Source organism: Rhodococcus sp. IEGM 1366 (genome assembly GCF_033142425.1).
Lineage (GTDB): Bacteria > Actinomycetota > Actinomycetes > Mycobacteriales > Mycobacteriaceae > Rhodococcus_F > Rhodococcus_F globerula.
This window is the reverse complement of record NZ_JAWLRZ010000006.1, coordinates 240,419-266,374: the sequence shown is the minus strand read 5'-3', so window position 1 is coordinate 266,374 and position 25,956 is coordinate 240,419. Positions and strand designations below refer to the sequence as shown.

Below are 25,956 nucleotides of genomic sequence, written 5' to 3'. Positions count from 1 at the left end.
CCCCCAGGGCAGGCGTGCCCCCCCCTGGGGCCCGGCCCCTGCGTCGTGGGCGCATTCGAACCCCGCCCGGGTTAAACAAGGGCGCACAGCAGATTCCTCCAATCCGGAAAAGAGCCACCATGCGCCTTATCGTCGGATACCTCGCCACACCCAGCGGTAAAGACGGGCTGGTCCTCGGGACGCAGCTCGCGCGCAGTCTCGGCGCGCAACTCGACATCTGCATGGTGCTCCCTCCGGACCGAACCCTCCCGGCCAAGATTCCCTCGGAACCCGGCTACGACGACATCCTCGCCGCCCGCGCGCACGAGTGGCTTGCCGAGGCTCGAGCGTCGGTGCCCGAGGACATCCCGGTCGAAGTACATCTGAGCTTCCACGAGTCGTTTGCTCAGGGACTACTCGACGAAGTGGACCGACTGGGCGCGCTGGCGATTGTGGTGGGTGCGTCCGGCGACGGTCTGCTCGGCCGCCACTCGATAGGTTCGGTGTCCACCGAACTGTTGCACTCGGCCCACGTCCCGGTTGCACTGGCACCGCGCGGAACCCGACACTCGTCGGCGTCGGCGATCCGCGAGATCACGTGTGCACTCGGTACCCGTGTCGGCGCCGATATCGTCTTGAACACGGCTGTGCGCACCAGCGAACAAATGCACGTTCCGCTGCGCCTGGTCTCACTGGTGGCGTTGGACCCGCAGAACGATCTCCGCGATCACCGCGACACTGCCGAGTCGGCGAGAGAGCGCGCGCGAAGTCACGCTCAGGACACACTCGACGTCGCAAGGGCTGCGCTCCCCGAGGATGTTCCGATCGAGGTCATCATCGCCGACGGTTCCACTGTGGAATCGGCAGTGCGTCAACTGGACTGGCAGGACGGCGATCTCGTGATGGTCGGTTCCAGTCGCCTCGCGCAGCCGCGCAAACTTTTTCTGGGCTCCACCGCCGCCAAGATGCTGCGCGTGTTGCCCGTTCCCATGGTCGTAGTGCCCAAGCACGAATTCACCCAGCCGGAGGCACTGTCATGACGAGCAACGAAACTTCGCAGCCACCTGCAGGCAACGAACTGAGTTCCAAAGGTCTCGCCACCGGCAAGATCGGGATGATCTCCGGCGCAGTTCTCGGAATCTCTTCCGTGGCACCGGGTTACACCCTGACCGCCAGTATCGGATTGATCGTCGCCGCCGTCGGCCTCAAGATGCCCGCCATCTTCATCGCCGGCTTCATTCCGATGTTCCTCACCGCGTACGCATATCGCGAACTGAACTCCGATACTCCAGACTGCGGGGCGTCATTCACGTGGTCCACCAAGGCATTCGGCCCGTACGTCGGCTGGATGTGCGGTTGGGGCATGGTGATCGCCACCATCATCGTGCTCTCGAATCTCGCCGCCATTGCCGTCGACTTCTTCTATCTGTTCATCGCACGGGTGGTCGACAATCCGTCGATCGCGGATCTACCGGGTAACAAACTTGTCAATGTCGGCACGACGCTGGTGTTCATCGCCCTGGCCACCTGGATAGCGAGTCGAGGAATCACCACGAGCGAGCGCGTGCAGTTCGCACTCGTCGGCTTCCAGATGGTGCTGCTCGTCGTCTTTGCCGTCGTCGCACTCGTTCACGTCGGTGCCGGAGACGCCCCGGCCGGATTGTCGTTCGACCTCAGCTGGTTCAACCCGTTCAGCGGACTCGCCATCGGCGCTTTTGTCATCGGACTGACCGGATCGATCTTCGCCTTCTGGGGCTGGGACACGTGCCTGACGTTGGGTGAGGAGTCGAAGAACCCCAAGAAGACCCCGGGCCGCGCCGGACTACTGTGTGTTGCAACCATTCTCCTGACCTACCTGCTGGTTGCCGTTGCCGCGATGATGTACGCCGGCGTCGGAGAGGAAGGCCTCGGCCTCGGAAATCCCGAGAATTCGGAGAACGTCTTCGGCGCATTGGCAGACCCCGTACTGGGCGACTGGGGCGGCATGCTCCTCTTCCTTGCCGTCTTCGTATCCTCGGTCGCCAGCCTCCAGACCACGTTCCTCCCGGCCGCACGAACCATGCTCGCGATGGGAGCCTACGGAGCCTTCCCCAAGAAGCTTGCCGAGGTATCCCCGCGGTTCCTGGTGCCGTCTTACGCGACCGTGGTTGCCGGCGTTGTGACGGCGGTGTTCTACACCGTTGTCACGTTCCTCTCCGAAAGCGCTCTCCTCGACACGATCGCTGCGCTGGGCATCATGATCTGCTGGTACTACGGCATCACGGCATTTGCGTGTGTCTGGTACTTCCGCCGGACGGTGTTCGACAGCATGCGCAACTTCGTCTTCCGACTGGCGTTCCCGCTACTGGGTGGCCTGATGCTGCTCGCGGTGTTCGTCATCTCGATCCAAGAGAGCATGGATCCCGAGAATGCGAGTGGCGCTTCGATCGGCGGAATCGGCCTGGTGTTCTTCCTGGGCTTCGGAATCCTGATCCTCGGCGCCGTACTGATGATGGTGATGCGCGTGCGCAACCCGGAGTTCTTCGAGGGCAAGACCCTCAACCGCGACACGGTCGCGTTGCGCGACGAAAGCGATCTCAGCTCGACTTAGGAGACTGGGCAACCAACCCAGCCATCAGCACGCGCAAACCGAATTCGAAGGCGGCATCGGCACGTTCGGGATTTTTCCCGGACGTTGCCAATGCCGCCTTCATCGCGTCGTTCACTTCCGGCCCGGCGGCCCATTGGACCTCGGGCGCTGCCAGATCGAGCGCGGAACCGAGAACAAAACTGTCTACCGTCGTGATCGCGTGGAGCGTCGCCGACGGATCGAACCCACCGTCCGAAAATGCCTGCGCCAGTGCGTTGTACAGACCGAAGGCAACACCGGCTTGCACCGTCTGGGCAGTGAAGAGCGGGATCAAGCGAGGATGCTCGGCATAGCTGCGCCGATATTCGGACGCCAACGCCGCTACGGTGTCGGTCCACGAACCGTCAACCGATCGGAGGTCGATGCCCGCCATCAATTGAGCTCTCATCAGTTCGACGATCTCGGCCCGCCCGGACACATGGTTGTACAACGAGGACGGTCGCACCTTCAGTCTTCCCGCGAGTCCCGGCATGGTGAAGTCGCCGGTTTCGTCCACCGATTCGATTGCCGCCTCGGTGATGATTTCGGGCGAGAGCAGTCGTTGCGATGGCCGCGGCATATGTCCTCCTGTAGTGATCCACACCGTTCGGTGCGCCGCAAAAAAACAATTCCTCGAAAGTCCTTGATCAATCAGCGCTCACCCACCATACTTAACGAATCACATTCGTTTTACGTTGAACGTCGAACATCCGAGTACTGAGGAAACCCCATGCTGACGATCACCGCCCTCACTCCGCCCGAGTCGCCGGCCGCGACAGCGCAGTCCACGTCTGCCCCACTGCGCGTCGGCCTCGTCCAACATCGCTGGCACGAGGACCGCAGCGACATCCACACCGAACTGAGCGAGGGCATCGCGGCCGCAGCCAAGCTGGGCGCTTCAGTGGTCTTCCTTCCGGAGCTGACGCTCAGCCGCTACCCGGCCTCTACCCCCGCCGGCGACAATCCCGGACGCGAAGCGGAAGACCTGCTCACCGGACCCACGCTCGCCTTCGCAGCCAAGGCTGCCGCCGAGAACCAGGTCCTCGTTCATGCGTCGCTGTACGAGCGCAGCGAGGCCGAGGACGGACTGGGCTTCAACACCGCGATCCTCGTCTCGCCCGCCGGTGAACTTCTCGGGAGAACCCGCAAGCTCCACATTCCGGTGACCGCCGGGTACTACGAGGACACGTACTTCCGAGGAGGCCCGGCGCAGGACGCGTACCCCGTTCACGAGGCACTCGGCGCCAAGTTCGGACTCCCGACGTGCTGGGACGAGTGGTTCCCCGAGGTCGCGCGCGCTTACTCACTCGCCGGTGCACAGGTCCTGGTGTACCCCACGGCGATCGGCTCGGAGCCCGATCACCCGAACTTCGACACCCAACCGCTGTGGCAGCAGGTGATCGTCGGAAACGGTATCGCGAACGGCACCTTCATGGTCGTCCCCAACCGGCACGGCAGCGAAGGCCTCATCACCTTCTACGGTTCGTCCTTCATCTCGGACCCGTACGGACGCATCCTCGTTCAGGCACCCCGTGACGAATCCGCTGTGCTGGTAGCCGATCTCGATCTTCAGCAGCGCGAGGACTGGCTTGCACTGTTCCCGTTCCTGGCCACTCGCCGACCCGACACCTACTCGGCCCTGACCGCACCGGTGAACACCGCGGGAGCCAACTGATGACCTGGCGCATGCCCGCGGAAAGTGAACCGCACGAACGTACCTGGATGGCCTACCCCAGCGCCGGATACTCCCTCGGGGACACTGCGGAGCAGCAGCACGAAGCGCGGTCGACGTGGGCTGCAGTTGCTCACGCCATCGCAGAATTCGAGCCGGTCACCGTCGTCGTCGACCCGGCGGAGGTCGAAGAAGCACGAAAGTACCTGTCCGAGAAGATCGATATCGTCGAAGCGCCGCTCAACGACGCCTGGATGCGCGACATCGGACCCACATTCGTGTTGTCGGACGACGGCCGTCTCGGCGGCGTCGACTGGGTGTTCAACGGCTGGGGCGCACAGGATTGGGCGCAGTGGGACAAGGACTCGAAAATCGGAGCGTTTGTCGTCGAACAATCCGGCGCCCAGTTGATCGACTCACCACTCGTCAACGAGGGCGGCGGCATTGCGGTCGACGGCCTCGGCACCGTGTTGGTCACCGAAACCGTCCAACTCGATCCGGGGCGCAATCCCGATCTGACAAAGGCAGACATCGAGGCCGAACTCGCCCGCACCATCGGCGCCAAGCACGTGATCTGGCTGCCGCGCGGCTTGACTCGCGATCAGGAGACCTACGGAACCCGCGGACACGTCGACATCGTCGCTGCCATCTCGTCCCCCGGAGTGGTACTGGTCCACGACCAGCGCAACCCCATCCATCCGGACTACGCGGTCAGCAAGACGATCATCGAGTTGTTCGAACGCTCGACCGATGTCGGCGGACGGCCGTGGAAGGTCATCCGTGTTCCCGCTCCCGAGATCCTGCGCGACGACGAGGGATTCGTCGACTACAGCTACATCAACCACCTCGTGGTCAACCGCGGAGTGATCGCCTGCAGCTTCGACGATCCAGCCGACGCGGAAGCGGTCGAGATTCTTGCAGCCGCCTATCCAGGACGCACCGTCGTCACCGTCGACGCGAGGCCTCTGTTCGAACGCGGCGGCGGCATCCATTGCATCACCCAGCATCAGCCGGCCGAGCAAAACTAGTGACGGCCCCGCATGTAGTCGCTCACCACGGCTGCGCCGAGGCCGTCGACATCAGGAGCTATGACGCGTCCGCCCACCCGGTGCGCCATTCGGTCGACCACCCTGGCCAGACCAGGATCCTCACCGAGCCGGAAGAACGTGACCTTGGCGCCCAGCCTGGCCACCGCGTCGAGTGCACGAACTGTAAGTCCCAGGGTTCGCGCACTCGGCGGGTAGTCGAACCGTGCTTCTCCGTCCGCTTCGAGATGAGCCGTCGGCTCACCGTCGGTGACGATCAGCACCACCGGCTGCGCGTTGGAATGGCATCGAAGGTGCCTGGCCGCCAACAAGAGTGCATGGTGGAGGTTGGTTCCCTGATCCCACGCGCCGTCCAGTCCCGCCAACTCCGACGGGTTCAACACATGCGCGTGGCGTCCGAAGGCGATGAGTTGCAGTTCGTCACTGCGGAAGCGGGTACTCACCAGATGATTGAGCGCCAGCGCGGTGCGTTTCATCGGTACCCAGCGATCCTCCATCACCATGGAGAACGACGTGTCCACCAACAACGCGACGGCAGCCTGACTACGCTGCTCCGTTTCGGCAACTTCGACGTCGACGACGCTCAGCCGCACCGGCATTCGGCCCGGGTCACGCAGCACAGCGTTGGTGATCGTTCTCGTGACGTCCCAGGGTTCTGTGTCCCCGAATTCCCATTCTCGGGAAGCTCCGGTCGGTTCGCCCATCGAGCCGGCCCGACGCGTATCTCGTTGTCCGTTTCTGGATGACAACTGACCGGCAACGTCGCGCAGTGCCGTCTGTCCGAGTTGGCGCATTGCCTTGGGCGACAAGCGCCATTGGCCGTCTGGTGCCCGATCGAAGAAACCCTGTTCCTGCAAGGCTTTTTCGAGGTCGGCCAGGGTGCGAGCGTCAGCTGCGGCTTCGTCACCGAGTTGCCTCGCGAGCAGTTCGGGGTCGATGTCGTCGAGCCCTGCCCCCGCATACTGTTGCGAGAGTTGATCGGCCAACGATTCCAGCTCGGCGATATCGGACAGTGCGCCAGTCCCCTCACCCAAGCCCATTCCGTTGTCCCCGCGGAACTGCTGCGAACCTTCCCAGTCCTCCCCCGGCCGGGCGGCCTGCAGATGCTGATCCAACTTGCCGAGTTCGTCGATCAGGCTCGGATCACCGAAAGCCTGCTGCGCCAAAGCATCCAACTCGTCACGTTGCTCTTGAGACAGCGAGTTTCGTAGGCGCTGCGCCGCAGCGGCGCGTTGCGCGAGGGAGTCGAGAAGTTCCTCGACATTGCGGGGGTTGTCGGGAAAATACTCTCCGTATTTGTCCATGAACTCCGCGAATTGCTCCGGAGTGTCAACCCCACGGGCATGAGCGTCGAGCAGTTGATTCAGATCGGCCAGCATCTGGCGAATCTGCTCACGATCCTCGTCGGTAGCGCCCTCGAGTGCCTGCTTCATTCCCGAAAAACGCTGATCGAGAACCTCGCGTCCGAGAAGATCACGAATCTTCTCGTAGTCGGCTCTCGCCTGCTCGCTGCGCCAGTTGTAATCGGCCAGTTCCTGAACCGCCTGAGCCGTCGACGGCGGCAACTCCTCGATGCGCATTTCGTTGAACCTGGCATCGTCGTCGAGAGCGCGCGCCAACTCCTTGCGCTCTTCGAGCACCGCCTTGTCCAGCAATTTCCGGGCCTCGTCGAGAGTTCCGCCGAGGTTGTTGCGGCGCAGCAGTTCGCGTCGACGCCGATTGGCCTGGGCGGCAAGGTCGTCGAGCCCGCGCATGTCCCGGTTGCCGCGCCGCAAGAGTTCGCGCAGCGCATGGCGAGGCGACGTCCCGGACAGCACGTCATCACCGATCGCCGCCAACGCATCGCGCAGGTCCACCGGCGGTGCCAGCGGATCGGGGCCGCCGTCGTATGGTCCATAGCGCGGATTGTGAATCATCGCCCGCTCCTTACGAGTACACCGAGCGGCCGCCCGGGCCTTGATCTTTGGAGATCCGGCGCGCGAGGTAGAGCCCTTCGAGCGCCAACTCGGCACCAGCGGCACGCTCACCGTCGGATTGGGCACCAAGACGTTCGGCGATCTCGTCCAGGACCTCGATCTCGGGCAGTTCTTCGAGAAGTGCCTTGGCCGTGACGGATTCACCCGTGACGACGGTATTGCCCATCTCCACGGCGGCAACCAACATTCCCAGGTCGATTCCACCGAGGCGCACCCGAACGGTGTCTGCCGTCGCTCGACGCAACAGGTGCTCGAGCACTTCCAGTTCGCGGCCCTCTTCGCCGGATTCGAACTCCACCTTGCCGCGCAGAACTTCCACGACCGATTCCAGATCTACCGGTCTCGCAACAGCATCCGCCTCACCGAGGACCGCGGCACGTCGTACCGCTGCGGCACTGACGGTCTCGGCGCCGGCCACGGCAAACCGTGCCGACACACCCGAACGCTGGTCGACGGACGTGGATTCACGGAGCAGTCGAGTGAAGCGGGCAAGGATCTCGAGCAGGTAGTCGGGAACCTCCGCTGCGAGATGCGCTTCCTGCTCGATCACAGCGATTTCGTCCATCAACTCGACCGGATAGTGGGTACGAATCTCAGCACCGAAACGGTCTTTGAGCGGGGTGATGATGCGCCCGCGGTTGGTGTAGTCCTCGGGGTTGGCGCTCGCCACCAACAGTACGTCGAGCGGGAGCCGCAACGTGTATCCACGAACCTGGATGTCGCGCTCTTCCATCACGTTGAGAAGCGACACCTGGATACGCTCGGCGAGGTCCGGAAGTTCGTTGATCGCCACAATTCCGCGGTGCGCTCGGGGAACGAGGCCGAAGTGAATGGTCTCGGGGTCACCGAGGCTGCGCCCCTCCGCGACCTTGACCGGATCGACGTCACCGATCAGGTCCGCGACCGAGGTATCAGGGGTCGCAAGTTTCTCGGAGTACCGCTCGCTGCGGTGACGCCACACCACCGGCAGGTCGTCGCCCAGTTCCTCGGCTCGACGAATCGAAGCCGGCGTGATCGGCTCGTAGGGATGCTCCCCCAGCTCCGACCCTTCGATGACGGGCGTCCATTCGTCGAGCAGCAAGCTGAGCGTTCGAAGCACTCTTGTCTTGCCCTGCCCACGTTCGCCGAGTAGGACGACGTCGTGGCCGGCGATCAGGGCCCGCTCGAGTTGCGGAGCGACAGTGTCCTCGAACCCGACTATGCCGGGCCAAGGATCGCGGCCGTCCCGCAACGCGGCGAGAAGGTTCTCCCGAATTTCTTCTTTGACACTTCGTTGCACGTGTCCGGCGGCGCGTAGCTCACCGAGGGTCTTGGCGACAGTCACCACACCAAGTTACGAGCATTTGCGCGATTGCGCCGCGCGCCGAGAAAGATTCGAGGTCAGCCCTGCACCTGAGACTGGTCCATCCAGATGATTTCCCAGATGTGGCCGTCGGGATCCTGGAAGCTGCGGGAGTACATGAATCCGTGGTCCTGAGTGGCATTTCCAGCGCTGCCACCTGTTGCCAGAGCCTTGTCGACGATGGTGTCCACTGCCTCGCGAGTCTCCGCCGACAGACCCAACAGCGCTTCCGTCGACGTGGACGTGTCGGCAATTTTCTTCGACGTGAAGGTCTTGAAAAATGGCTCTGCCAGCAACATCACGACAATTTCGTCGCTGATGACGATCGACGACGCGTTGCCGTCGGAGAACTGTGGGTTCTTGGCGTACCCGAGCCCCTCGTAGAAGGCTGTGGCCTTGCCCAGGTCCTTGACGGGCAGGTTGAGGAAGAACATGGTCGGCATGAAAGTTCCTTTCCGATGGTTTGGTGTGTGCCTTTATACCCGTACGCGATGAAATCCAGACCTAAACTCCACCCATGGATACCTGGGTCTTACCCGCCATGCTCGGCCTCGGCCTTGCCGCAGCTTCGGGGATGCGAACGTTCCTGCCGCTGCTGATGCTGAGCGCTGCCGTCCATTTCGAGCTGTTCGGGATCACTGTCAGCGAGTCGATGCAGTGGATCGGATCGACCGGCGCTCTGGTGGCGCTGGCGATCGCCGCGGTCGTCGAATTGGGTGCCGACCTCATTCCCTTTGTCGACAACGCGCTGTCCGTGGTCGGCAATGTCACCGGTCCCATCGCCGGGGTGATCGCGGCCTGGGCCGCGTTCAGTCATCTTGATCCTGCGGTGGCGGGGATAGCCGCCATCATCGTCGGGGCACCAACGGCACTGACCTTCAGCTCCGCGCAGACCGGCGCGCGAGCGGTCAGTACGGCAACCACCGGTGGGCTCGCCAACCCTGTGCTCTCGGTCGTCGAGGACGTGCTGACGTTCTTCACGTCGTTGATTGCGATGATCCTTCCGCTCCTGATCATTCCGCTGCTTGCCGCCCTCTTGTGGTTCAGTTGGCGGGGCCTGCGCCGCCTCCGCGGTGCGCGTACCGCCTGAACATCCGAACCTGGTAGACAGGTCGTCATGTCCGACACCGAGATCACGTTTCAATCCGGCGACGTCACCCTCTTCGGGAGCCTGCGCCTCGCCACGACTCCAGACGTACAAGCACCTGCCGCGCTCATCCTGGCGGGTAGCGGTCCCACCGATCGCAACGGCGACAGCGCACTCCTCGAAGGCGATATCGGTACGCTTCGGTTCATCGCGGATCTCCTTGAAGAACAGGGTATTTCGAGTCTGCGTTACGACAAGATCGGCAGCGGCGAAACCGGCTTGGGACCGTACGAGGTCGACGACATCGCAGATCTCGGTTTCAACACGTACGTCGACGCGGCCTCTTCCGGTCTCGACTTCCTGACAGCGCAACCCGGCGTCGACGCCGAGCGACTGATCATCATCGGTCACAGCGACGGCGCGGTGGTGGCTCTTGCCGTGGCCACCGGTCACGGCGGTTCCCGCGTCCATGCACTCGCTCTGGTCGAACCGCTGAGCATCAGGCTCCTCGACCTTCTGACCAACCAGATTCACGGGCAACTCGACGCGGTTGTCGGGGCCGGGCAGTTGCCGGTCGAATTGGCTGACGAGCTTCGAGTGGCGCTCGCCGGCGCAGTCGAATCGTTGCGCAGTGACGGCACGGTTCCCGACGATCTTCCCGAACCTCTCCGCAATGCCGGACTGGTGTACGCAAATGCCAAGGCTCTCGCCGAGGAAGATGCACTGGACCCGGTTGCACTGGTGGCCTCGCTTCCAGCCGGCATGCCGGTCCTCACCAGTTGCTCGGCCAAGGACATCCAGATCGTTCCGGCCGAGGTCGCGGCACTCGACGAGGCTCTCGTTCATACCGCGCTCGCCTCGGTACGGATGAAGAACGCGAGTTTCGTACTCAAGGATCTCGGTGACGAGCACTCGACGGGCCCCGATTACGTCGCGCCCCTGCCGTACTCGCGCGAGTTTGCCGAGCCGTTTGCTGCCTGGGTTCGCTCACTCCGCTGAGCCGCCACCCCGGGCTGCATACAGACCGAACGGCCTTGTTTTTCGATATGGAAGTCCCCTTGCGAATCATCGCGGGGGGACTTTCGTTTTTGGTACTGGACCTGCACAAAGAGCAGTTGCGCGACGCAGAACGCCGGGACAAAAGTCACACGGAGTTTACGTTTATGTTGGTTTTTATTGGTGCAATCCCTGGCAGCGTCCTGTACGGTCATCCATTAACCAGCTACGCCGAACGAGAAAGGCACGGATCAGATGACGCTTCACCCGAACTTTGCATCCGCGCCTTCGTGGCGCAGTTGCACCGCCCCCGTACAGATTTTTTCCGCCGGCACATCGGCAGATCGTATGGCCGGTAAGGCGATGAATCACAAGCACATCAGCCACAAGCGCGGTGTCCCCCGAGAATGATCCACCGATTGATCGGATCCGTTTTCGGGCACCCAGGGCAAACGCCTCGGGTGCCTTTTCTTTTACCTTTCACATGCAGGAGAACAACATGAAACTTCGAGTCAACCAACTGTCCACCGCGCCCCCGTATGCCGATCTGCCCTCCGACCTGAGCGGTTACGCCGTCACACTGGACCTGTCGCACTCCGACGCGGCCCACGAAGCGACTCTTGGCGGTTTGATCAGCGAAATCCGCGCCCGCGGCGCTTCCCGCGTCGTGATCACCGGAACTCCGCGTGAACTCCAGGGAACACACACCCACGCTGCCTGACCCGATACGCAAACCTTGAACGCACGAGAGACAAAAGAAAACGGGCCCCGACATTCACGTCGAGGCCCGCTTCACACGAAGTTGATCAGTGCGCGAAGTGGCGCGCACCTGTCAGGTAGAGAGTGACGCCGGCTTCCTTGGCAGCCTCGATCACCTCGTTGTCACGAACGGAACCGCCGGGCTGAACAACAGCCTTGACGCCTGCGGTCAAGAGAACCTGGAGTCCGTCGGGGAACGGGAAGAACGCGTCGGACGCGGCCACCGAACCGACGACACGATCGCCGGCGCGCTGGACCGCAAGATGCGCAGCATCCACACGGTTGACCTGGCCCATGCCGACGCCAACCGAGGCGCCGCCCTTAGCCAGCAGGATTGCGTTGGACTTCACGGAGCGGCTTGCACGCCAAGCGAATTCCAGATCCTTGAGCGTTTCCGCATCTGCCGCTTCGCCGTTGGCAAGAGTCCAGTTGGCCGGGTTGTCACCATCGGCGTCGAGGACGTCACGCTGCTGCAGCAAGGTGCCACCGGAGATGGGGCGAAGCTCGATGCCGGTAGCGGTCGGTGCGGCAGCTTTGAGAACACGAATGTTCTTCTTACGCTGCAGAACCTCGACCGCTCCGTCTGCATAGGACGGCGCGATGACAACCTCGGTGAAGATGTCGGCGATCTGCTCGGCCAGTTCGACGGTGACCTCACGGTTGGCTGCGATGACGCCACCAAAAGCACTGACCGGGTCGCACGCATGCGCCTTGCGGTGGGCCTCGGCGATATCGGCGCCGACCGCAATGCCACAAGGGTTGGCGTGCTTGATGATTGCGACTGCCGGATCGGCGAAGTCGTAGGCTGCGCGCCAGGCGGCGTCGGAGTCCGTGTAGTTGTTGTACGACATTTCCTTGCCGTGCACCTGCTCGGCCTGAGCCAAACCTGCCGGAGCAGCCGGGTTTTCGTACAGAGCGGCATCCTGATGCGGGTTCTCGCCGTAACGCAGAACGGCGCTGCGGTTCCAGGTGGCACCGACCCAGGCTGGGAACTGCGAGCCGTCTTCGTCTGCAGCAATGGTGCTGGTCATCCAGCTCGCGACAGCCACGTCGTACGACGCGGTGTGCTGAAACGCCTGCGCGGCAAGGACAGTGCGCTCACGCAGCGTGAATCCGCCGCCGGCAACGGCCGTCAGAACGTCGGCGTAACGGGCCGGATCGACCACAACAGCAACCGACGGATGGTTCTTCGCAGCCGCGCGCACCATCGACGGACCGCCGATGTCGATCTGCTCGACGCACTCGTCCGGCGTCGCGCCCGAAGCAACCGTCGCCGTGAACGGGTACAGGTTGACCACAACGAGTTCGAACGTCGCGATACCGAGTTCCTCGAGCTGAGCGAGGTGATCCGGCTTGCGGGTGTCGGCCAGAACGCCGGCGTGGACGCGCGGATGCAGCGTCTTCACTCGACCTTCGAGGCATTCGGGGAATCCGGTCAGAGCCTCCACCGGGGTCACGGGGATGCCGGCGTCGGCGATCTTCGACGCGGTCGAGCCGGTCGACACCAACTCGACACCGGCCTCGTGCAGACCCGTTGCCAGCTCGATCAGACCGCTCTTGTCGTAAACACTGACAAGAGCGCGGCGCACAGCCTTGCGTTCACTCACTGGGGATCACGGCCTTTCGTCCATCGGAAACTACTCCGTGTGTAGCGACAGCGGCGATAACGTCCGCCAACAACCGCCGCTCTACAACTTTGATGCGCTCGTGCAAAGACGACTCGGTGTCGCCCGGAAGCACTGCCACAGGTTCTTGGGCCAGAATCGGCCCGGTGTCAACGCCGTCGTCGACCAGATGCACCGTCGATCCGGTGACCTTGACGCCGTACGCCATCGCGTCGGGAACCGCGTGCGCGCCGGGGAAGGCGGGCAGCAACGCGGGGTGGGTGTTGATGATCCGTCCACCGAATTTCGCCAGGAAACTGGGTCCGAGGATCTTCATGAAGCCGGCGCTCACCACCAGATCCGGCTGGTGCTGCGCAACAGCGGAGGTCAGTGCCATGTCCCAGGCGGCGCGGTCGGCAAAATCCTTGATCGATACCTTGAACGCGGGAATCTCCGCGGCTCCGGCATGTTCGGTGGCAGCGCAGTCACGATCGACACCGACGGCAACGATCTGCGCGGGGTAGTTTTCGGTGTACGACGCTTCGATGAGCGACTTCAGGAGGGTTCCCGCTCCGGACGCGAGAACCACGACGCGAGTAGGCGTCGTCTGCTGCAGGTCGTGGGCCGAGGCAGTCAGCGCTCTACTCCTGAGATCTAGAAGATGGTGTGGCCGGATAATCGGCCAGACGACAGCTTAGTCGCTGGGGTCTTTCACCGGTGAGGGCAGGTCGGTCGCAGACTCTTCGGCAGAATCCTCGACGACGGTTACAGCGTCGACCTCGACCTCTGCAGCCTGGCTTTCTTCAGCCGCGAGTTCCGGCGCCTCGATCTCCGCAGACACCGCAGACTCGGCAGGCTCCTCGGTCTCCTCGGTCTCCTCGGTCTCCTCGGTCTCCGACTCTTGCACTGAACCAGTTTCGTCCACCGATTCATCCGTAGAATCCGAGTCCGTGTCCGAGTTCGTGTCGTCGCCTTCGGACTCAGCTGTTTCAGCCTGCTGGGCCGGCGGTGCCGTCACCGTGGGCTGCGGTGCAGGAACCGCCCGATGCTGCAACCACGTCGTGATCAGTGCACTGATCGAGCCGAACAGCGCCAACCAGCCGAAGGTCAGGAACCCGACGGCCCACCAGGTCACCTCGACGGCACCGAAATACCCCAGCTCCCCTCCGCTGGCGAGGGCGAGGAGCGCGATCACTGTTCCGCTCATGAACGCGGCGGCAACGGCTGTGAGGATTCCGTCCTGCCCGCCGACGCGGCGTGCGCAGTCTCGTCCCAGATAAATCCCGATCACGACCGGAACAACGAGTAGTACTGGCCAGAACCCTCCGCCCGTGCCGGCCGGGACGGCTCCGAGAACCGGAAGCGGTGGAAGGTCGCCGCCTATGTTGCCGAACACACTGGTGGACACCTCACCGATATCGGCGCTTGCGCCCGTCATGACGGCGACCGCACCGACAACAAGGTTGGGCAGGTAAAGCAGCGACAGCACGGTCAGACCCAGCACGCCGACAAAACCGCCGCCACGGGCAAGAAGATCCCCGACGGTGGACCAGGAGATGAGCAGCGCACACAGAACGGCAATAGATCCCGCTGCCAGCAGCGCTGTTGTCGTCCAGGCACCGGGGCGAACGGCGGCGGATGCCCACCGCGGAAGCTCAGGTTCGATGATCTGCCAGTGCGCGACAACAACGCCGACCGTCGCGGCTACCAGGTGAATTCCGGCGACCCAACCGAACGCGCTCAACGCATTGGGACTCGACAGCGGGATTGCAGCGGACGCGTCGGCAACAACGACCAGGCAGATCGCGGTCACCGTGAGAGGCCCCGCCACGGCTGCGCCCACCAGTCGCGCTACTGCTATCCGCGTCTCGGCGAGTGTTGCCGCCGACGCACATCGCCGCGCCACCACCCACATCATGAGTGCGGTCGGGAGCAACGGCAGCACACCGAGTTGAACGTCGTCGATGACAACGGGAACTTGATGAATAGCCAGCCACGTCGTTGCGATGGCGCCGAATGTTCCGGTCAGATCACTACTCGCCGATACCAGCGTCACGACTACGACGGCCGAGATCAGCAGGATCGCCATTCCCGATGACCGGAAGGCCACGGTGAGCAGTGTTCTGGTCTGGTCTGCTTCCGGCGTGGGTGTGCGCAGCGACGTGCGGCCTCGTGTTTGCTGACCGGCGGAAGGGCGTGGTCGTGTTCGATCAGTCAAAGAATTCATCCCCTCGAGGATTTCACCCGACATCGCGGCGCGCACTCAGGCGCGCCGCCCGGGACGAATCCGAAAACCCCTTACTGCTGACGCTCGTCGGGGTTCCGAGAATCGAAAGCTCGAGTCTCGGCCGCGGGGTCTGTGTTCTCGCCGGTTTCGGGGGCTGCGGGAGCTTCGAAGCCGGTGGGCTGGGCTGGGGTGGGCTGGTACGGCCCCGCTTGGTGCTGGGCAGGAGCGGGCTGGGTAGACGGGTACCCGGCCGGAGGCTGCTGCCCGGAGGGGTACTGGGGCGTCGGCTGCGCGTACCCGCCGTACTGCTGGGATTGTTGGCCCGACGTGTCGGTAGTTTCTGCGGGTGTCGCGCCGTAGCCGCTCGCGTATCCCTGCTGCTGCGAACCGGGCTGCGGCGTTTGACCGTACTGCTGTCCGTAGGGCTGGTTCTGGGCCCCGTACTGCTGCGCCTGGCCCTGCTGCGGCTGCCCCGGCTGGCTTTGCTGGTACATCTGCTGCTGCGGCTGGCCGTACTGCTGGTAGCCCTGACCGAAGGCCTGGGGAGCTACCGGCCTGGGCGCGGGGGCCTTGAGGATTCCGATGTCGAAGAGGAACGCGGCCACTGCGACGACGGTCTGCACAAAGCCGAGGACGAGGACGACGATCAATCCCCACCCGAAGCCGATGTCGAGGTAATCCGTCGAACCGAGGCTGAACGCGGTGAACACCAACGAGACATATCCGACCAGGGACAACGCGGCAAATATCCCTGCGTAGCGTTGCTGCGGCAGCAATGACACCGCAGCCAGAACACCGCCGGCAAAAAGGAATCCGAGTCCGTAGACACTGGTTTCGAAGAAGCTGGACGTGGTGCTCACGTCGGAACCGACACCGGAACTCGTGATCGAGGTGAAGGGAGCGAACCCGAGCAGAAAGTTGACGATTCCCAACGCGGCTACCGCGATGGTCAAGAAGAAACCGATCTTGGCCCCACCGCCTGCGTTCGGGGGCGTCGGCGATCCGTACGAGGATCCTCCGAAATTTGACCCTTGCGGTGTGAACGTCATGGCTTCCCCTCGTGGACGGACGGTTGTCGATTCCAGCCTATGTGCCTTGTCTTCTCACGCCAACACCGACAGGAGACAATGGGCAGATGCCCTTCACTCTTGCTCCCGGCGCGGATCACACTGTCGAGACGGAAGTGAAGCACTCGCGGTTCATCGCCTCCCTCCGCAGAATCGACGACACCGAGGGCGCAAAACAGTTCCTGGCCGAACAGAAATCACTGTATCCGGATGCGCGCCATCATTGTTCGGCATTCGTGGTGGGCTACGACGCATCGTCGCGGTCCGAACGCGCCGACGACGACGGTGAGCCCGGCGGCACAGCCGGGATTCCGATGTTGCAGGTACTCAAGGCGCGTGACCTCGTGGACGTAATCGTGGTCGTGACACGATATTTCGGAGGCATCAAACTGGGCGCAGGCGGTTTGGTACGCGCATATTCCGGTGCGGTGTCGGTTGCGGTGGATTCTGCCACGCTGGTCGGCCGCGAGCGACGAACGTTGCACACCTTGGCAATTCGGCATGGGGAGGCCGGACGCGTCGAGGCCGAACTGCGCGCCCGTGGAGTTGTGGTCCTTGGGACCGACTACGGATCGAAAGCTGTTCTGACACTTGCCACTCACGACCCCGAACACCTTGCGTCGACGGTGGCATCGATCACCTCAGGCGCCGGCCAACTCGAAACCGCAGGCGATACGTGGGTCGACGTCTGAGCCGCCCGGCGACAAACATGTCACAGTGACGAACAACGCCCGCAACCAGGAAAACCTGATTGCGGGCGCTGTAGTTCAGACAAACTGTAGTTCAGACAAGCTGTGTTCAGACAAGCTGCAGTTCAACACGAAGCACTACGCTCCGCGAAACGAACTTAGAGGCTCTGAAGGATCTCGCGTGCGAGAGCAGCGGTGGCGGACGGCGTCTTGCCGACCTTCACGCCGGCAGCTTCGAGAGCTTCCTGCTTGGCCTGAGCCGTTCCCGAGGAACCGGAGACGATGGCGCCTGCGTGGCCCATTGTCTTGCCTTCGGGAGCGGTGAAGCCTGCCACGTAGCCGACAACCGGCTTGGTGACGTGAGCCTTGATGTAATCGGCTGCGCGCTCTTCTGCATCGCCACCGATTTCACCGATCATCACGATGACCTTGGTGTCGGGATCGTTCTCGAATGCCTCGATGGCATCGATGTGCGTCGTACCGATGACCGGGTCGCCGCCGATGCCGATGGCGGTGGAGAAGCCGAAGTCACGGAGTTCGTACATCATCTGGTAGGTCAGGGTGCCCGACTTGGAGACCAGGCCGATGGGGCCGGTGCCCGCAATGTTGGCGGGCGTGATGCCGACGAGAGCCTCACCCGGGGTGATGATGCCGGGGCAGTTCGGTCCGATGATGCGCGTCTTCTTGCCCTTGGACTCGTTGTACGCCCAAGCGTAGGCGGAGTCCTGGACCGGGATGCCCTCGGTGATGACCACGAGGAGCGGGATCTCCGCGTCGATGGCCTCGACGATGGCGTCCTTCGAGAAGGCCGGGGGAACAAACGCGATGGAAACGTCTGCGCCGGTCTCCTTGATTGCTTCTTCGACCGTCGCGAAGACGGGGAGCTCGACAGCGGAACCGTCAGCAGCAACGTGCGAGACCGTGGTGCCGGCCTTGCGAGCGTTGACGCCGCCGACGACCTGGGTGCCGGCCTTGAGCATCAGAGCGGTGTGCTTGGTGCCCTCGCCGCCGGTGATGCCCTGGACGATGACCTTTGAATCCTTGGTGAGGAAGATTGCCATTGTTCTGTGAGTCCCTTACTTCGCTGCGTGAGCGAGTTCGGCGGCCTTGTCGGCGGCCTCGTCCATGGTTGCGACGACCGTGACCAGCGGGTGGTTGGCCTCGGCGAGGATACGACGACCCTCTTCGACGTTGTTTCCGTCCAGGCGAACGACGAGCGGCTTGTTGGCCTCGTCGCCCAGGGTCTTCAGTGCGCCGACGATGCCGTTGGCAACTGCGTCACAAGCGGTGATGCCGCCGAAGACGTTGACGAACACGCTCTTGACCTGTGCGTCGTTCAGGATGACATCCAGGCCGGCAGCCATGACTGCAGCGGAAGCTCCGCCGCCGATGTCGAGGAAGTTGGCGGGCTTGACGCCACCGTGGTTCTCGCCGGCGTATGCGACGACGTCCAGGGTGGACATGACAAGGCCTGCGCCGTTGCCGATGATTCCGACCTCACCGTCGAGCTTGACGTAGTTGAGGTCGTTTTCCTTGGCCTTGAGCTCGAGGGGATCGGTTGCGTCGCGATCCTCGAATGCCTCGTGGCCGGGCTGACGGAACGCTGCGTTCTCGTCGAGGGTGACCTTGCCGTCGAGGGCGAGGATCTGATCGTCAGGCGTGCGAACGAGGGGGTTGACCTCGACGAGGAGTGCGTCCTCGTTGATGAAGACCTCCCACAGCTTCTGGATCGTGACGGCCGCTGCGTCGAGCACCTCAGCGGGCAGCTTTCCTGCCTCGGCGATGCTGCGCGCGAACGCGAGGTCGACGCCCTTGACTGCGTCGACGGGGATCTTCGCGAGAGCGTCGGGGTTCTCCTCGGCGGTGACCTCGATCTCGACGCCACCCTCTACCGAGCACATGGCCAGGTAGGTGCGGTTGGTGCGGTCGAGCAGGAAGGAGATGTAGTACTCCTCGGCAATGTCACTTGCCTCTGCGACCAGCAGCTTCTTGACAACATGGCCCTTGATGTCCAGGCCGAGGATTGCTTCTGCGTTTGCCACTGCGGCATCCACGTCGGGCGAGTACTTCACGCCACCGGCCTTGCCGCGGCCACCGACCTTGACCTGCGCCTTGATCATTACGGGCTTGCCGATTTCTTCGGCAATCTCGCGTGCTCCTGCGACCGTGTCCGTAACACGCCCAGCCGAAGTCGGCACTCCGTGCTTGGCGAAGAGTTCCTTCGCCTGGTATTCGAAGAGATCCATCTGCTCACCGTCTCGTCTGCGTTGACACCCGCTCGAGGGGTAGGAGCGGGTCTGTTCTGGACTTTAACCAGTTGCTGCGTTCGGTTTGCGCCCGCATACATGCTATGTGGCCCATGTCACGCGACATCGCCAGGTGCGGCAGGCGTCACCGATCGGCGACGCAACTTCGCACCATTTGTCAAGCGCGGGTCTCACCGCCGCTCGGCATGCATCGACAGCGTTGTTCGCGCACTGAAGAAAGCAGCAACGACTAGCAAGAGTAGGCCCGTCGCCGCTGCGATCGCACCCGCCCCCACTGTTGCGTCCGGTATGCGTGAAGACGTCAGTGGTCCCGCGGCGAGATATATCGACACCGAGATCGCCGATCCGACGAGGAGCGCAACAGCACGCGGTGGCCGGGAACGGGTGGCGACGACGGATGCGAGCAGGACAGACACTCCGACGAGGAGTTGCCCCCAGGTGTCGATCCCCCACGCGTCACTGCCCCATGGCCATTGCGTGATCGACGCCGCGGTGTGATTTGCGCCGCGATAGAGCGGCAGAGCGGTGCCGACGAGTGCAAGTACGCCGCCGAGTCCGGCGAGGATACGGACCACGGAGTTCGCCTCGATCTCCACGGATGTGTCGATTTCCTCGCGTTCCGCTGTTCCGGCGAACCACAACGCCAGGCCGGCAGCGGCCGCGAGCGCGGAGGCGACGCCCATCACGTACACCCCGGCCCCAAGGTCGACACCCGAAACATCTGTTGCGATGACAGCTGGTTGCACGACAGCCGCAATGCCCATGACGACGGTGGTCCACAGCGTTCCCACGGCCGGCCGAATGGCAACGGCGCGGCCAGGAATCCACAGCCCGAGCGATGCAACGAAGAGAACGATCGCCGCGACGAAGACGATGCGGGTCGCGAGTATCGACGGTTCGGCGAGTCCCCCGGGCAAGGACAGAATGGGCAACGACGCGCCAAGTGCGGCCGACACAGCGGCGCCAATTCCGAGCGCCCCGGCGATGCGGTGCATCTTCGTGACGTGAGCCTGCGCTTCGCGGGCCTGCTCGATCATCGCGGCTCGGCGCGCTTTCTTGGAGCCGCCGGACGGCGCCTGATTTTCGGATTTCACCGGCCGCGCTTCTTCTGCCGCTGCAGCCTCGCGCCGCGCCGACAGAATCGGTATCACCGCGCCCACTCCCACGATGACCACCGCCGCGATAGCACCCACGATCGATCCAGCGCCGACACCGATCCGGTCACCGGACGCCAGACCGGCAACAACCCGAGTGCCACTGACACCCAGCGCGCCGACGCCGGCGCCGACAACACCGCCTGCGCCCACCCACGGCGAAATCGACGTCAGAGCCGATGCCGTGACGATCAAGACGGCCACGGCAACCAACGCGGTTCCGACAGCACTGGCAGCGGGACTGTCCACGAGGGAGCGGGCGAGAAAGATCGGATCCTGCGAATCGAAGGCGGGCGCGAACAGCGACAGCACGTAAGCGCCTGCAGCAAGAATCAATACGGACGTCGGCCAGGCACCGATGCGTCCGCCTACGGATCTGCCGTCGTACTCGGCAGCGTGTGCGCTGCCGTATCCGTCACGCTCGGACTCACGATGAATCACCACGAGCCCCAGAATTCCGGCAACAACCAACAGTGCGTGCCCGAGGAGTGCAACGTACGACCCGACACCCGCGGTGATCACTCCGGCGGAAATCGGACGGAAAAGTTCCAAGCGGTTTGCGTCGATCGCGTCGACGAACAACTGCAGATCGAGGATCGCGACCCCGAAGGACAGCGCGCCTGCACCGGCCAAGAGCGCGCCTGAGAGGGCGGGGTGACGACGCGCCACCACAATCGCAGCGGCCGGGATCACGAGCGCGCACAGCGCGGCAAATATCGAGGCGGTCACGATCGAACCGGACGCGCCGGGTCCACTCCCCACGTCGACAATCGGCGCAGCCGACACCGCGACCGCGCCGAGCAGCCCCAGAACTAGGGCCAGGGCGAGCGGCGGCGGGAATGGACGAGCGGTGCGAACATCGCCGGGCGCGTGGACCGACGAGCTTCGGAGTGTTGACGACACCTGCTCGACGGTAGCGCCTGCGCAGGTCGGTGATCTGGTTGTGACACACCCCGATATCAATCGAGATACTTGGTCCGATTTGTCCGAAGCGACATATTGCCTGGTCAGGATGTGAGCCACGTCACAAACTACGACTCGTTTGCTGTATAGGTTGCACGTGTCGCAACCATTTCGTTACCGTTACTCCAGCTAAGTCACAGGCTGATCACGAACCCCAAGGAGCGAACAGGCATATGCGACACAGCCAGTTCACGCCCAGCAGGTTCACAGAATCAGAACCGGACGAGGTCACGCCCTCTTATCCAACGCACTCGGCCCGGCGTTACACCGAGACCAAAAGTTCTGAGATTTCTTCCCTTATGTTCACTCGCTCCGCATCCTCCACGTCGTCAGATTCCGACTCGGTAGACGCCTACCCGGCAGACTTCGAGACCGTCGAGTCCGACGTGAACAGCATCTCGACCTTCACGCCACCGGCATCTGCAGATGTCTCCTCCCCGGCTCGTCGCACCGGCGCTCACCGCATCCCCACCCCGCCCTCCGCACTCAAAGGTCGCGCCGCAGTTCTTGCAGTCGCAGCCGGCGCGGTAGTCGCAGCGGGACAGGCAGTAGTCGACAACGGCTCGGGCAATGCAGTCGGGCACTCGGACGTCGCACTTGCCGACCAGTCCTCCACCATCGGAACCACCGCACAGCCACAGGCAGCCCAGTTCGCGCCCACCGCCGCAGCGTCCTCCACCACGGCAGCCGACGCACCCCAGGTGCTCAACGTCGCCGCCCCGACCGACCTGTCGCAGTTCAGTAACCTCCTCGCCAAGGGACAGCGTTTCAGCGAAGAGCGCGCAGCCCGCGAAGCCGCTGCCCGACGCCCCCTGTTCGTCCTCCCCGCTGTCGGAACTTTCACCTCGAACTTCGGTAGCCGCTGGGGCACCCTGCATGCCGGTGTCGATATCGCAGCACCCATCGGAACGCCCATCGTCGCAGTCGCCGACGGCACCGTCATCGACTCCGGCCCGGCTTCCGGGTTCGGTATGTGGGTTCGCCTGCAGCACGCCGACGGCACCATCACCGTGTACGGACACATCGACACCTCGGTAGTCACCGTCGGCCAGCAGGTCATGGCCGGCGATCAGATCGCCACCGTCGGCAACCGCGGCTTCTCCACCGGCCCGCACCTGCACTTCGAGGTTCATCTCGCCGGCGAGAACAAGATCGATCCCCTCCCCTGGCTCGCCTCGCGCGGTATCAGCCTGGGTATCGAGCAGGACTGAGCTCACCACAACCGAAAATTTCGGCCCGCACCTTTTCTCTGGTGCGGGCCGAAAGTCTTTCCAGAGCTTCTTGCCCCTACAGCTTCACCATCGGAACACCGCCGATGAGCATCAGACGCACCTTACCTGCGCTGCCGAAGTCGATGGTGACTGTTGCGGTCGGGCCGGTGCCCTTGGTCTCGAGGACTGTGCCCAGTCCGTACTTGTCGTGACTGACCCGATCGCCGACGGCAAGAACCAGGTTGTTGTTCCGTCCTCGCGCAGCACCGAAACTTGGTGCGGGAGAGTCGTTTCGAGAGGTGTTGCCGTACCCGCGGCCACCTTGGCCACCCTGGTTGCCGTAGCCACCGCCATAACCCTGACCGCCGGCATAGCCCTGACCGCCCCCGTAACCGGGTCGACCGCTTCCGAACCCGCCGCCGGTGCCCGGGTCTTCGCGGCGCCAGTTGATCAAATCCTCGGGAATTTCGCTGATGAACCGTGATGCGGGGTTCTGAATCGGCTGCCCCCACGCGGAGCGCATGATCGCACGTGTCAAATACAACCGTTGCCGCGCGCGGGTGATCCCGACGTAGGCGAGGCGTCGTTCCTCGGAGAGCTCTGCCGGATCGCCGAGGGCCCGCATGTGCGGGAATTGACCGTCTTCCCAACCGGTTACGAAGACGACGGGGAATTCGAGGCCCTTGGCGGTGTGCAGTGTCATCATGGTGACAACACCTTCGTCGGAGTCGGGCAGCTGATCTGCGTCGGCCACCAACGACACTCGTTCGAGGAACGCTGCCAGCGAACCCGGATCGGGTTCACCTTCGCGCATCGCCGCGGTTTCTTCGTCGTCCGGGTCGATCAGTCCGGCAGCGTTTCGCGCATCAGAACTGAATTCTCTTGCCACACTGACAAGTTCGTTGAGGTTGTCGAGCCTGGCGCCGTCCTGAGGATCACTGCTGGCGGCAAGTTCGCCGCGGTAGCCGCTGCGTTCGAGCACGGCCTCGGCCACTTCACCGATGTCGCCGAGCTCGGAAGACTCACTGCCGTCGGCAGATTCGGCCGGCAATAAGGTGCGCAGCCCGTCCATCATGTCGAGGAAGGCAACGATCGCCTTCTGCGAACGCGTATTGAGCAGCGCAACCTTGCCTTCCGCCGCATCCCGCAACGCGGCAGCAAAGCTGATGTTGCGATGCTCCGAATGCACTGCGACGCAGGCCTCTGCGCGGTCGCCGATTCCGCGGCGCGGTGTGTTGAGGATTCGACGCAAGCTCACCGTGTCGTCCTCGTTGGCGAGCACCCGCAGGTAAGCGACGATGTCGCGAACTTCTTTGCGCTCGTAGAACCTGACGCCGCCCACGATCTTGTACGGCACACCGAGGCGGATGAAGATTTCCTCGAGCGCACGCGACGAGTTGTTGGTGCGGTAGAACACTGCGACGTCCGAGAATTTTGCGTCACCGTTCTCGACCAGCCGGTCGATCTCGGAGGCGACAAAGGATGCTTCGTCGTGCTCGTTGTCCGCAACGTATCCGACGATCAATTCGCCTTCACCGGAATCGGTCCACAACCGCTTCTCGCGTCGCCCCGTGTTCTTGGAGATGACGGCGTTGGCAGCCGAAAGGATGTTCTGCGTCGAACGGTAGTTCTGCTCGAGCAGAATGGTGCGGGCGTCCGGGTAATCGCGTTCGAACTCCACGATGTTGCGGATGGTGGCACCGCGGAACGCGTAGATGGACTGATCGGCGTCGCCCACAACACACAGTTCAGCCGGCGCCACCGCATGGTCGGATTCGCCTGCGCCGCCGACCAATTCACGCACCAGCATGTACTGCGCATGGTTGGTGTCCTGATACTCGTCGACGAGGACGTGACGGAAGCGCCGACGGTAGTACTCCGTGATCTGCGGGAAGTTCTGAAGCAGAGCCACAGTCTCGCCGATGAGATCGTCGAAATCGAGCGCGTTGGCCGAGCGCAGGCGCTGCTGATAAATCCCGTACACCTTCGCAACCAGGCGGGGCAGTTCCGCGGGATCCTTGTCCGCGGCCGCGACTGCTTCCTCTGGGTCGATCAACTCGTTCTTGAGGTTCGAGATGTGCGTCGCAAGCAATCTGGCCGTGAAACGCTTGGTGTCGAGCTCGAGATCCTTGGAGATCATCGTCAGGAGCCGGCGCGAATCATCCGAGTCGTAGATGGAGAAGTTGGAGTTGAGCCCAGGAAGCAACGCCGCCTGAGCGCGCAGAATGCGAACACAACTCGAGTGGAACGTCGACACCCACATACTGTTGGCCCGCGGCCCGACCAATGCCGCGACGCGCTCACGCATCTCGGCTGCAGCCTTGTTAGTGAACGTGATGGCAAGGATCTGCCCCGGAGTGGCACCACGCTCGGCCAACAGATATGCGATGCGGCGCGTCAGCACTGCGGTTTTGCCCGAGCCTGCGCCGGCAACGATCAGCAGCGGTGAACCGGCATGGACCACGGCTTCGCGCTGCTGCGGGTTGAGACCCTCGAGAAGCTCGTCGGAACCTCGGCCACCCGGCTGGGCAGAATGACCGTGCTGGGCAGAATGACCGTGCTGGGGCCCATCGTGATCGTGCTCGAAGAGACCGCCCTGCGCGTAAAGACTGCCCTGCCCGTCAAGACCGTCTCGCCCGTCAAGACTGCCCTGCTCACCGACTGCTGGATACATGTTCATCGTCTGTCCACGCTACCGGCGTCCACCGACAAGAGTGTGAGTGCGGTGGCGGCACTTGGAACTGGGATGCCGAACATGGCAAACTGGACGCTATGTTGAGCCTGTGCAACACCGCAACCACCTGCGATTGCCGCAGTGTCGGTGCGCGGTGGCACTACTTTACGAGCGCCGGACCGCGGTGCTCGTGAAGTCTTCGAACAGCTCACCTGCCTCTGGTCCGACTCGGATCCGGGGCATTTTTCGTCAGGGCGCTGGATCGGTAACGACCCGAGCTGAGAACACGATCCACGCAGTAGAAAGAGGAGACGAATACATATGAGCACGCAGGCAACGGCACCCGAGGGAAACTCCACTCCGACCGACGTCGACGTTCCGCGCAGCGAAGCTGAGATCAACGAACTTCGTAAGGAGATCGATCGTCTCGACGCCGAGATCCTGGCAGCAATCAAGCGCCGCTCCGAGGTCTCACAGATCATCGGTCGTACCCGGATGGCATCAGGGGGGCCGCGCCTGGTTCACAGTCGTGAGATGAAGGTGCTCGAGCGTTTCAACGAGCTGGGCCAGGAAGGTCACACGCTCGCAATGCTGCTCCTGCGTCTCGGCCGCGGACGCCTGGGACACTAAGCCCC

At 63.3% G+C, this 25,956-nt stretch carries 23 protein-coding genes; 10 read left to right on the top strand and 13 right to left on the bottom strand.

From position 1 onward, the window contains the following. Positions 1-119 precede the first annotated feature (119 nt). Both R4P64_RS19570 and R4P64_RS19565 read left to right on the top strand, forming a co-directional pair. Positions 120-1,019, top strand: coding sequence for a universal stress protein (locus R4P64_RS19570; protein ID WP_033234222.1), 900 nt, complete (start codon positions 120-122; stop codon positions 1,017-1,019). Then, entirely contained in the window at positions 1,016-2,569 is a 1,554-nt protein-coding gene (locus R4P64_RS19565; RefSeq protein ID WP_033234221.1) for an APC family permease, read from the top strand. Before R4P64_RS19570 ends, R4P64_RS19565 begins: the two co-directional genes overlap by 4 nt. On the opposite strand, the gene R4P64_RS19560 is transcribed toward R4P64_RS19565, so the two are convergent. Beyond that, the gene (locus R4P64_RS19560; RefSeq protein WP_033234220.1) at positions 2,556-3,167 is read right to left on the bottom strand and encodes a TetR/AcrR family transcriptional regulator C-terminal domain-containing protein; all 612 of its coding nucleotides are present in this window, start codon (positions 3,165-3,167) and stop codon (positions 2,556-2,558) included. The two genes, R4P64_RS19565 and R4P64_RS19560, sit on opposite strands and share 14 nt — an antisense overlap. A 150-nt stretch (positions 3,168-3,317) precedes the next feature. Here R4P64_RS19560 and R4P64_RS19555 point away from each other — a divergent pair, with 150 nt between their 5' ends. Together R4P64_RS19555 and R4P64_RS19550 are read left to right on the top strand one after the other, a co-directional pair. Then, positions 3,318-4,262 carry a nitrilase-related carbon-nitrogen hydrolase gene (locus tag R4P64_RS19555; RefSeq protein WP_317822293.1) on the top strand — a complete coding sequence of 315 codons (945 nt, stop codon included), beginning with the start codon at positions 3,318-3,320 and terminating at the stop codon, positions 4,260-4,262. Then, entirely contained in the window at positions 4,262-5,287 is a 1,026-nt protein-coding gene (locus R4P64_RS19550) for an agmatine/peptidylarginine deiminase (RefSeq protein WP_095888437.1), read from the top strand. Before R4P64_RS19555 ends, R4P64_RS19550 begins: the two co-directional genes overlap by 1 nt. Here R4P64_RS19550 and R4P64_RS19545 read toward each other — a convergent pair. From R4P64_RS19545 to R4P64_RS19535, 3 genes are read right to left on the bottom strand one after another with little or no spacing between them, the layout of a single operon-like run. Further along, entirely contained in the window at positions 5,284-7,221 is a 1,938-nt protein-coding gene (locus R4P64_RS19545; RefSeq protein WP_317822290.1) for a VWA domain-containing protein, read from the bottom strand. The two genes, R4P64_RS19550 and R4P64_RS19545, sit on opposite strands and share 4 nt — an antisense overlap. Before the next feature lie 10 nt (positions 7,222-7,231). Beyond that, positions 7,232-8,608: an ATP-binding protein gene (locus R4P64_RS19540; RefSeq protein WP_092806774.1), complete on the bottom strand. Its 1,377-nt coding sequence runs from the start codon at positions 8,606-8,608 to the stop codon at positions 7,232-7,234. Positions 8,609-8,661: 53 nt separating this feature from the next. Next, entirely contained in the window at positions 8,662-9,066 is a 405-nt protein-coding gene (locus R4P64_RS19535; RefSeq protein ID WP_317822287.1) for a VOC family protein, read from the bottom strand. Positions 9,067-9,140: 74 nt separating this feature from the next. On the opposite strand from R4P64_RS19535, the gene R4P64_RS19530 reads away from it, so the two are divergent. Then, positions 9,141-9,713 carry a DUF4126 domain-containing protein gene (locus tag R4P64_RS19530; RefSeq protein ID WP_317822286.1) on the top strand — a complete coding sequence of 191 codons (573 nt, stop codon included), beginning with the start codon at positions 9,141-9,143 and terminating at the stop codon, positions 9,711-9,713. Positions 9,714-9,837: 124 nt separating this feature from the next. Here the strand turns inward: R4P64_RS19530 and R4P64_RS34020 are convergent, their stop codons facing one another. Continuing rightward, the gene (locus R4P64_RS34020) at positions 9,838-9,885 is read right to left on the bottom strand and encodes a hypothetical protein (protein ID WP_353805916.1); all 48 of its coding nucleotides are present in this window, start codon (positions 9,883-9,885) and stop codon (positions 9,838-9,840) included. A gap of 14 nt (positions 9,886-9,899) precedes the next feature. On the opposite strand from R4P64_RS34020, the gene R4P64_RS19525 reads away from it, so the two are divergent. Together R4P64_RS19525 and R4P64_RS19520 are read left to right on the top strand one after the other, a co-directional pair. Beyond that, positions 9,900-10,709, top strand: coding sequence for an alpha/beta hydrolase (locus R4P64_RS19525; protein ID WP_411742694.1), 810 nt, complete (start codon positions 9,900-9,902; stop codon positions 10,707-10,709). 496 nt (positions 10,710-11,205) lie between these two features. Further along, positions 11,206-11,427, top strand: a complete 222-nt coding sequence (locus R4P64_RS19520) for a hypothetical protein (RefSeq protein WP_033234213.1) — start codon at positions 11,206-11,208, stop codon at positions 11,425-11,427. An 85-nt stretch (positions 11,428-11,512) separates the two neighbouring features. Here the strand turns inward: R4P64_RS19520 and purH are convergent, their stop codons facing one another. From purH to R4P64_RS19500, 4 genes are all read right to left on the bottom strand, one after another. Next, positions 11,513-13,072, bottom strand: coding sequence for a bifunctional phosphoribosylaminoimidazolecarboxamide formyltransferase/IMP cyclohydrolase (purH, locus tag R4P64_RS19515; RefSeq protein ID WP_033234212.1), 1,560 nt, complete (start codon positions 13,070-13,072; stop codon positions 11,513-11,515). Continuing rightward, positions 13,065-13,706 (bottom strand): phosphoribosylglycinamide formyltransferase, encoded by a 642-nt coding sequence (purN, locus tag R4P64_RS19510; RefSeq protein ID WP_051730473.1) that lies wholly within the window; start codon positions 13,704-13,706, stop codon positions 13,065-13,067. Before purN ends, purH begins: the two co-directional genes overlap by 8 nt. A gap of 57 nt (positions 13,707-13,763) precedes the next feature. Continuing rightward, a complete protein-coding gene (locus R4P64_RS19505) occupies positions 13,764-15,296 on the bottom strand; it encodes a DUF6350 family protein (RefSeq protein WP_317822283.1) in 1,533 nt (510 codons plus the stop codon). Between the two features lie 71 nt (positions 15,297-15,367). Continuing rightward, positions 15,368-16,345 (bottom strand): DUF5336 domain-containing protein, encoded by a 978-nt coding sequence (locus tag R4P64_RS19500; protein ID WP_317822281.1) that lies wholly within the window; start codon positions 16,343-16,345, stop codon positions 15,368-15,370. Between the two features lie 86 nt (positions 16,346-16,431). On the opposite strand from R4P64_RS19500, the gene R4P64_RS19495 reads away from it, so the two are divergent. Next, positions 16,432-17,055 carry an IMPACT family protein gene (locus R4P64_RS19495; protein WP_045069201.1) on the top strand — a complete coding sequence of 208 codons (624 nt, stop codon included), beginning with the start codon at positions 16,432-16,434 and terminating at the stop codon, positions 17,053-17,055. Positions 17,056-17,210: 155 nt separating this feature from the next. Here the strand turns inward: R4P64_RS19495 and sucD are convergent, their stop codons facing one another. From sucD to R4P64_RS19480, 3 genes are all read right to left on the bottom strand, one after another. Next, complete coding sequence (gene sucD / locus R4P64_RS19490) at positions 17,211-18,113, bottom strand: succinate--CoA ligase subunit alpha (protein WP_033234208.1); 903 nt, start codon at positions 18,111-18,113, stop codon at positions 17,211-17,213. 15 nt (positions 18,114-18,128) lie between these two features. Further along, on the bottom strand, positions 18,129-19,298 hold the full coding sequence (gene sucC / locus R4P64_RS19485; protein ID WP_045069199.1) for an ADP-forming succinate--CoA ligase subunit beta: 1,170 nt from the start codon (positions 19,296-19,298) through the stop codon (positions 18,129-18,131). Between the two features lie 191 nt (positions 19,299-19,489). Then, a complete protein-coding gene (locus tag R4P64_RS19480) occupies positions 19,490-21,376 on the bottom strand; it encodes a hypothetical protein (RefSeq protein ID WP_317822279.1) in 1,887 nt (628 codons plus the stop codon). Positions 21,377-21,609: 233 nt separating this feature from the next. Between R4P64_RS19480 and R4P64_RS19475 the strand changes: the two genes are divergently transcribed. Then, the gene (locus R4P64_RS19475) at positions 21,610-22,647 is read left to right on the top strand and encodes a M23 family metallopeptidase (protein WP_033234205.1); all 1,038 of its coding nucleotides are present in this window, start codon (positions 21,610-21,612) and stop codon (positions 22,645-22,647) included. A gap of 76 nt (positions 22,648-22,723) precedes the next feature. Here the strand turns inward: R4P64_RS19475 and pcrA are convergent, their stop codons facing one another. Beyond that, a complete protein-coding gene (gene pcrA / locus R4P64_RS19470) occupies positions 22,724-25,327 on the bottom strand; it encodes a DNA helicase PcrA (RefSeq protein WP_233364300.1) in 2,604 nt (867 codons plus the stop codon). A gap of 315 nt (positions 25,328-25,642) precedes the next feature. Here pcrA and R4P64_RS19465 point away from each other — a divergent pair, with 315 nt between their 5' ends. After that, the gene (locus tag R4P64_RS19465; protein ID WP_033234204.1) at positions 25,643-25,951 is read left to right on the top strand and encodes a chorismate mutase; all 309 of its coding nucleotides are present in this window, start codon (positions 25,643-25,645) and stop codon (positions 25,949-25,951) included. The last annotated feature ends 5 nt before the right edge of the window (positions 25,952-25,956 follow it).

Coding starts and splice junctions, on each gene's coding strand:
- pcrA (WP_233364300.1), bottom strand. CDS start 25,327: ATGAACATGTATCCAGCAGTCGGTGAGCAGGGCAGTCTTGACGGGCGA.
- R4P64_RS19495 (WP_045069201.1), top strand. CDS start 16,432: ATGCCCTTCACTCTTGCTCCCGGCGCGGATCACACTGTCGAGACGGAA.
- R4P64_RS19465 (WP_033234204.1), top strand. CDS start 25,643: ATGAGCACGCAGGCAACGGCACCCGAGGGAAACTCCACTCCGACCGAC.
- R4P64_RS19555 (WP_317822293.1), top strand. CDS start 3,318: ATGCTGACGATCACCGCCCTCACTCCGCCCGAGTCGCCGGCCGCGACA.
- R4P64_RS19500 (WP_317822281.1), bottom strand. CDS start 16,345: ATGACGTTCACACCGCAAGGGTCAAATTTCGGAGGATCCTCGTACGGA.
- R4P64_RS19570 (WP_033234222.1), top strand. CDS start 120: ATGCGCCTTATCGTCGGATACCTCGCCACACCCAGCGGTAAAGACGGG.
- sucD (WP_033234208.1), bottom strand. CDS start 18,113: ATGGCAATCTTCCTCACCAAGGATTCAAAGGTCATCGTCCAGGGCATC.
- R4P64_RS19545 (WP_317822290.1), bottom strand. CDS start 7,221: ATGATTCACAATCCGCGCTATGGACCATACGACGGCGGCCCCGATCCG.
- R4P64_RS19520 (WP_033234213.1), top strand. CDS start 11,206: ATGAAACTTCGAGTCAACCAACTGTCCACCGCGCCCCCGTATGCCGAT.
- R4P64_RS19560 (WP_033234220.1), bottom strand. CDS start 3,167: ATGCCGCGGCCATCGCAACGACTGCTCTCGCCCGAAATCATCACCGAG.
- R4P64_RS19505 (WP_317822283.1), bottom strand. CDS start 15,296: ATGAATTCTTTGACTGATCGAACACGACCACGCCCTTCCGCCGGTCAG.
- R4P64_RS19550 (WP_095888437.1), top strand. CDS start 4,262: ATGACCTGGCGCATGCCCGCGGAAAGTGAACCGCACGAACGTACCTGG.
- R4P64_RS19475 (WP_033234205.1), top strand. CDS start 21,610: ATGCGACACAGCCAGTTCACGCCCAGCAGGTTCACAGAATCAGAACCG.
- R4P64_RS19530 (WP_317822286.1), top strand. CDS start 9,141: ATGGATACCTGGGTCTTACCCGCCATGCTCGGCCTCGGCCTTGCCGCA.
- sucC (WP_045069199.1), bottom strand. CDS start 19,298: ATGGATCTCTTCGAATACCAGGCGAAGGAACTCTTCGCCAAGCACGGA.
- R4P64_RS19565 (WP_033234221.1), top strand. CDS start 1,016: ATGACGAGCAACGAAACTTCGCAGCCACCTGCAGGCAACGAACTGAGT.
- R4P64_RS19535 (WP_317822287.1), bottom strand. CDS start 9,066: ATGCCGACCATGTTCTTCCTCAACCTGCCCGTCAAGGACCTGGGCAAG.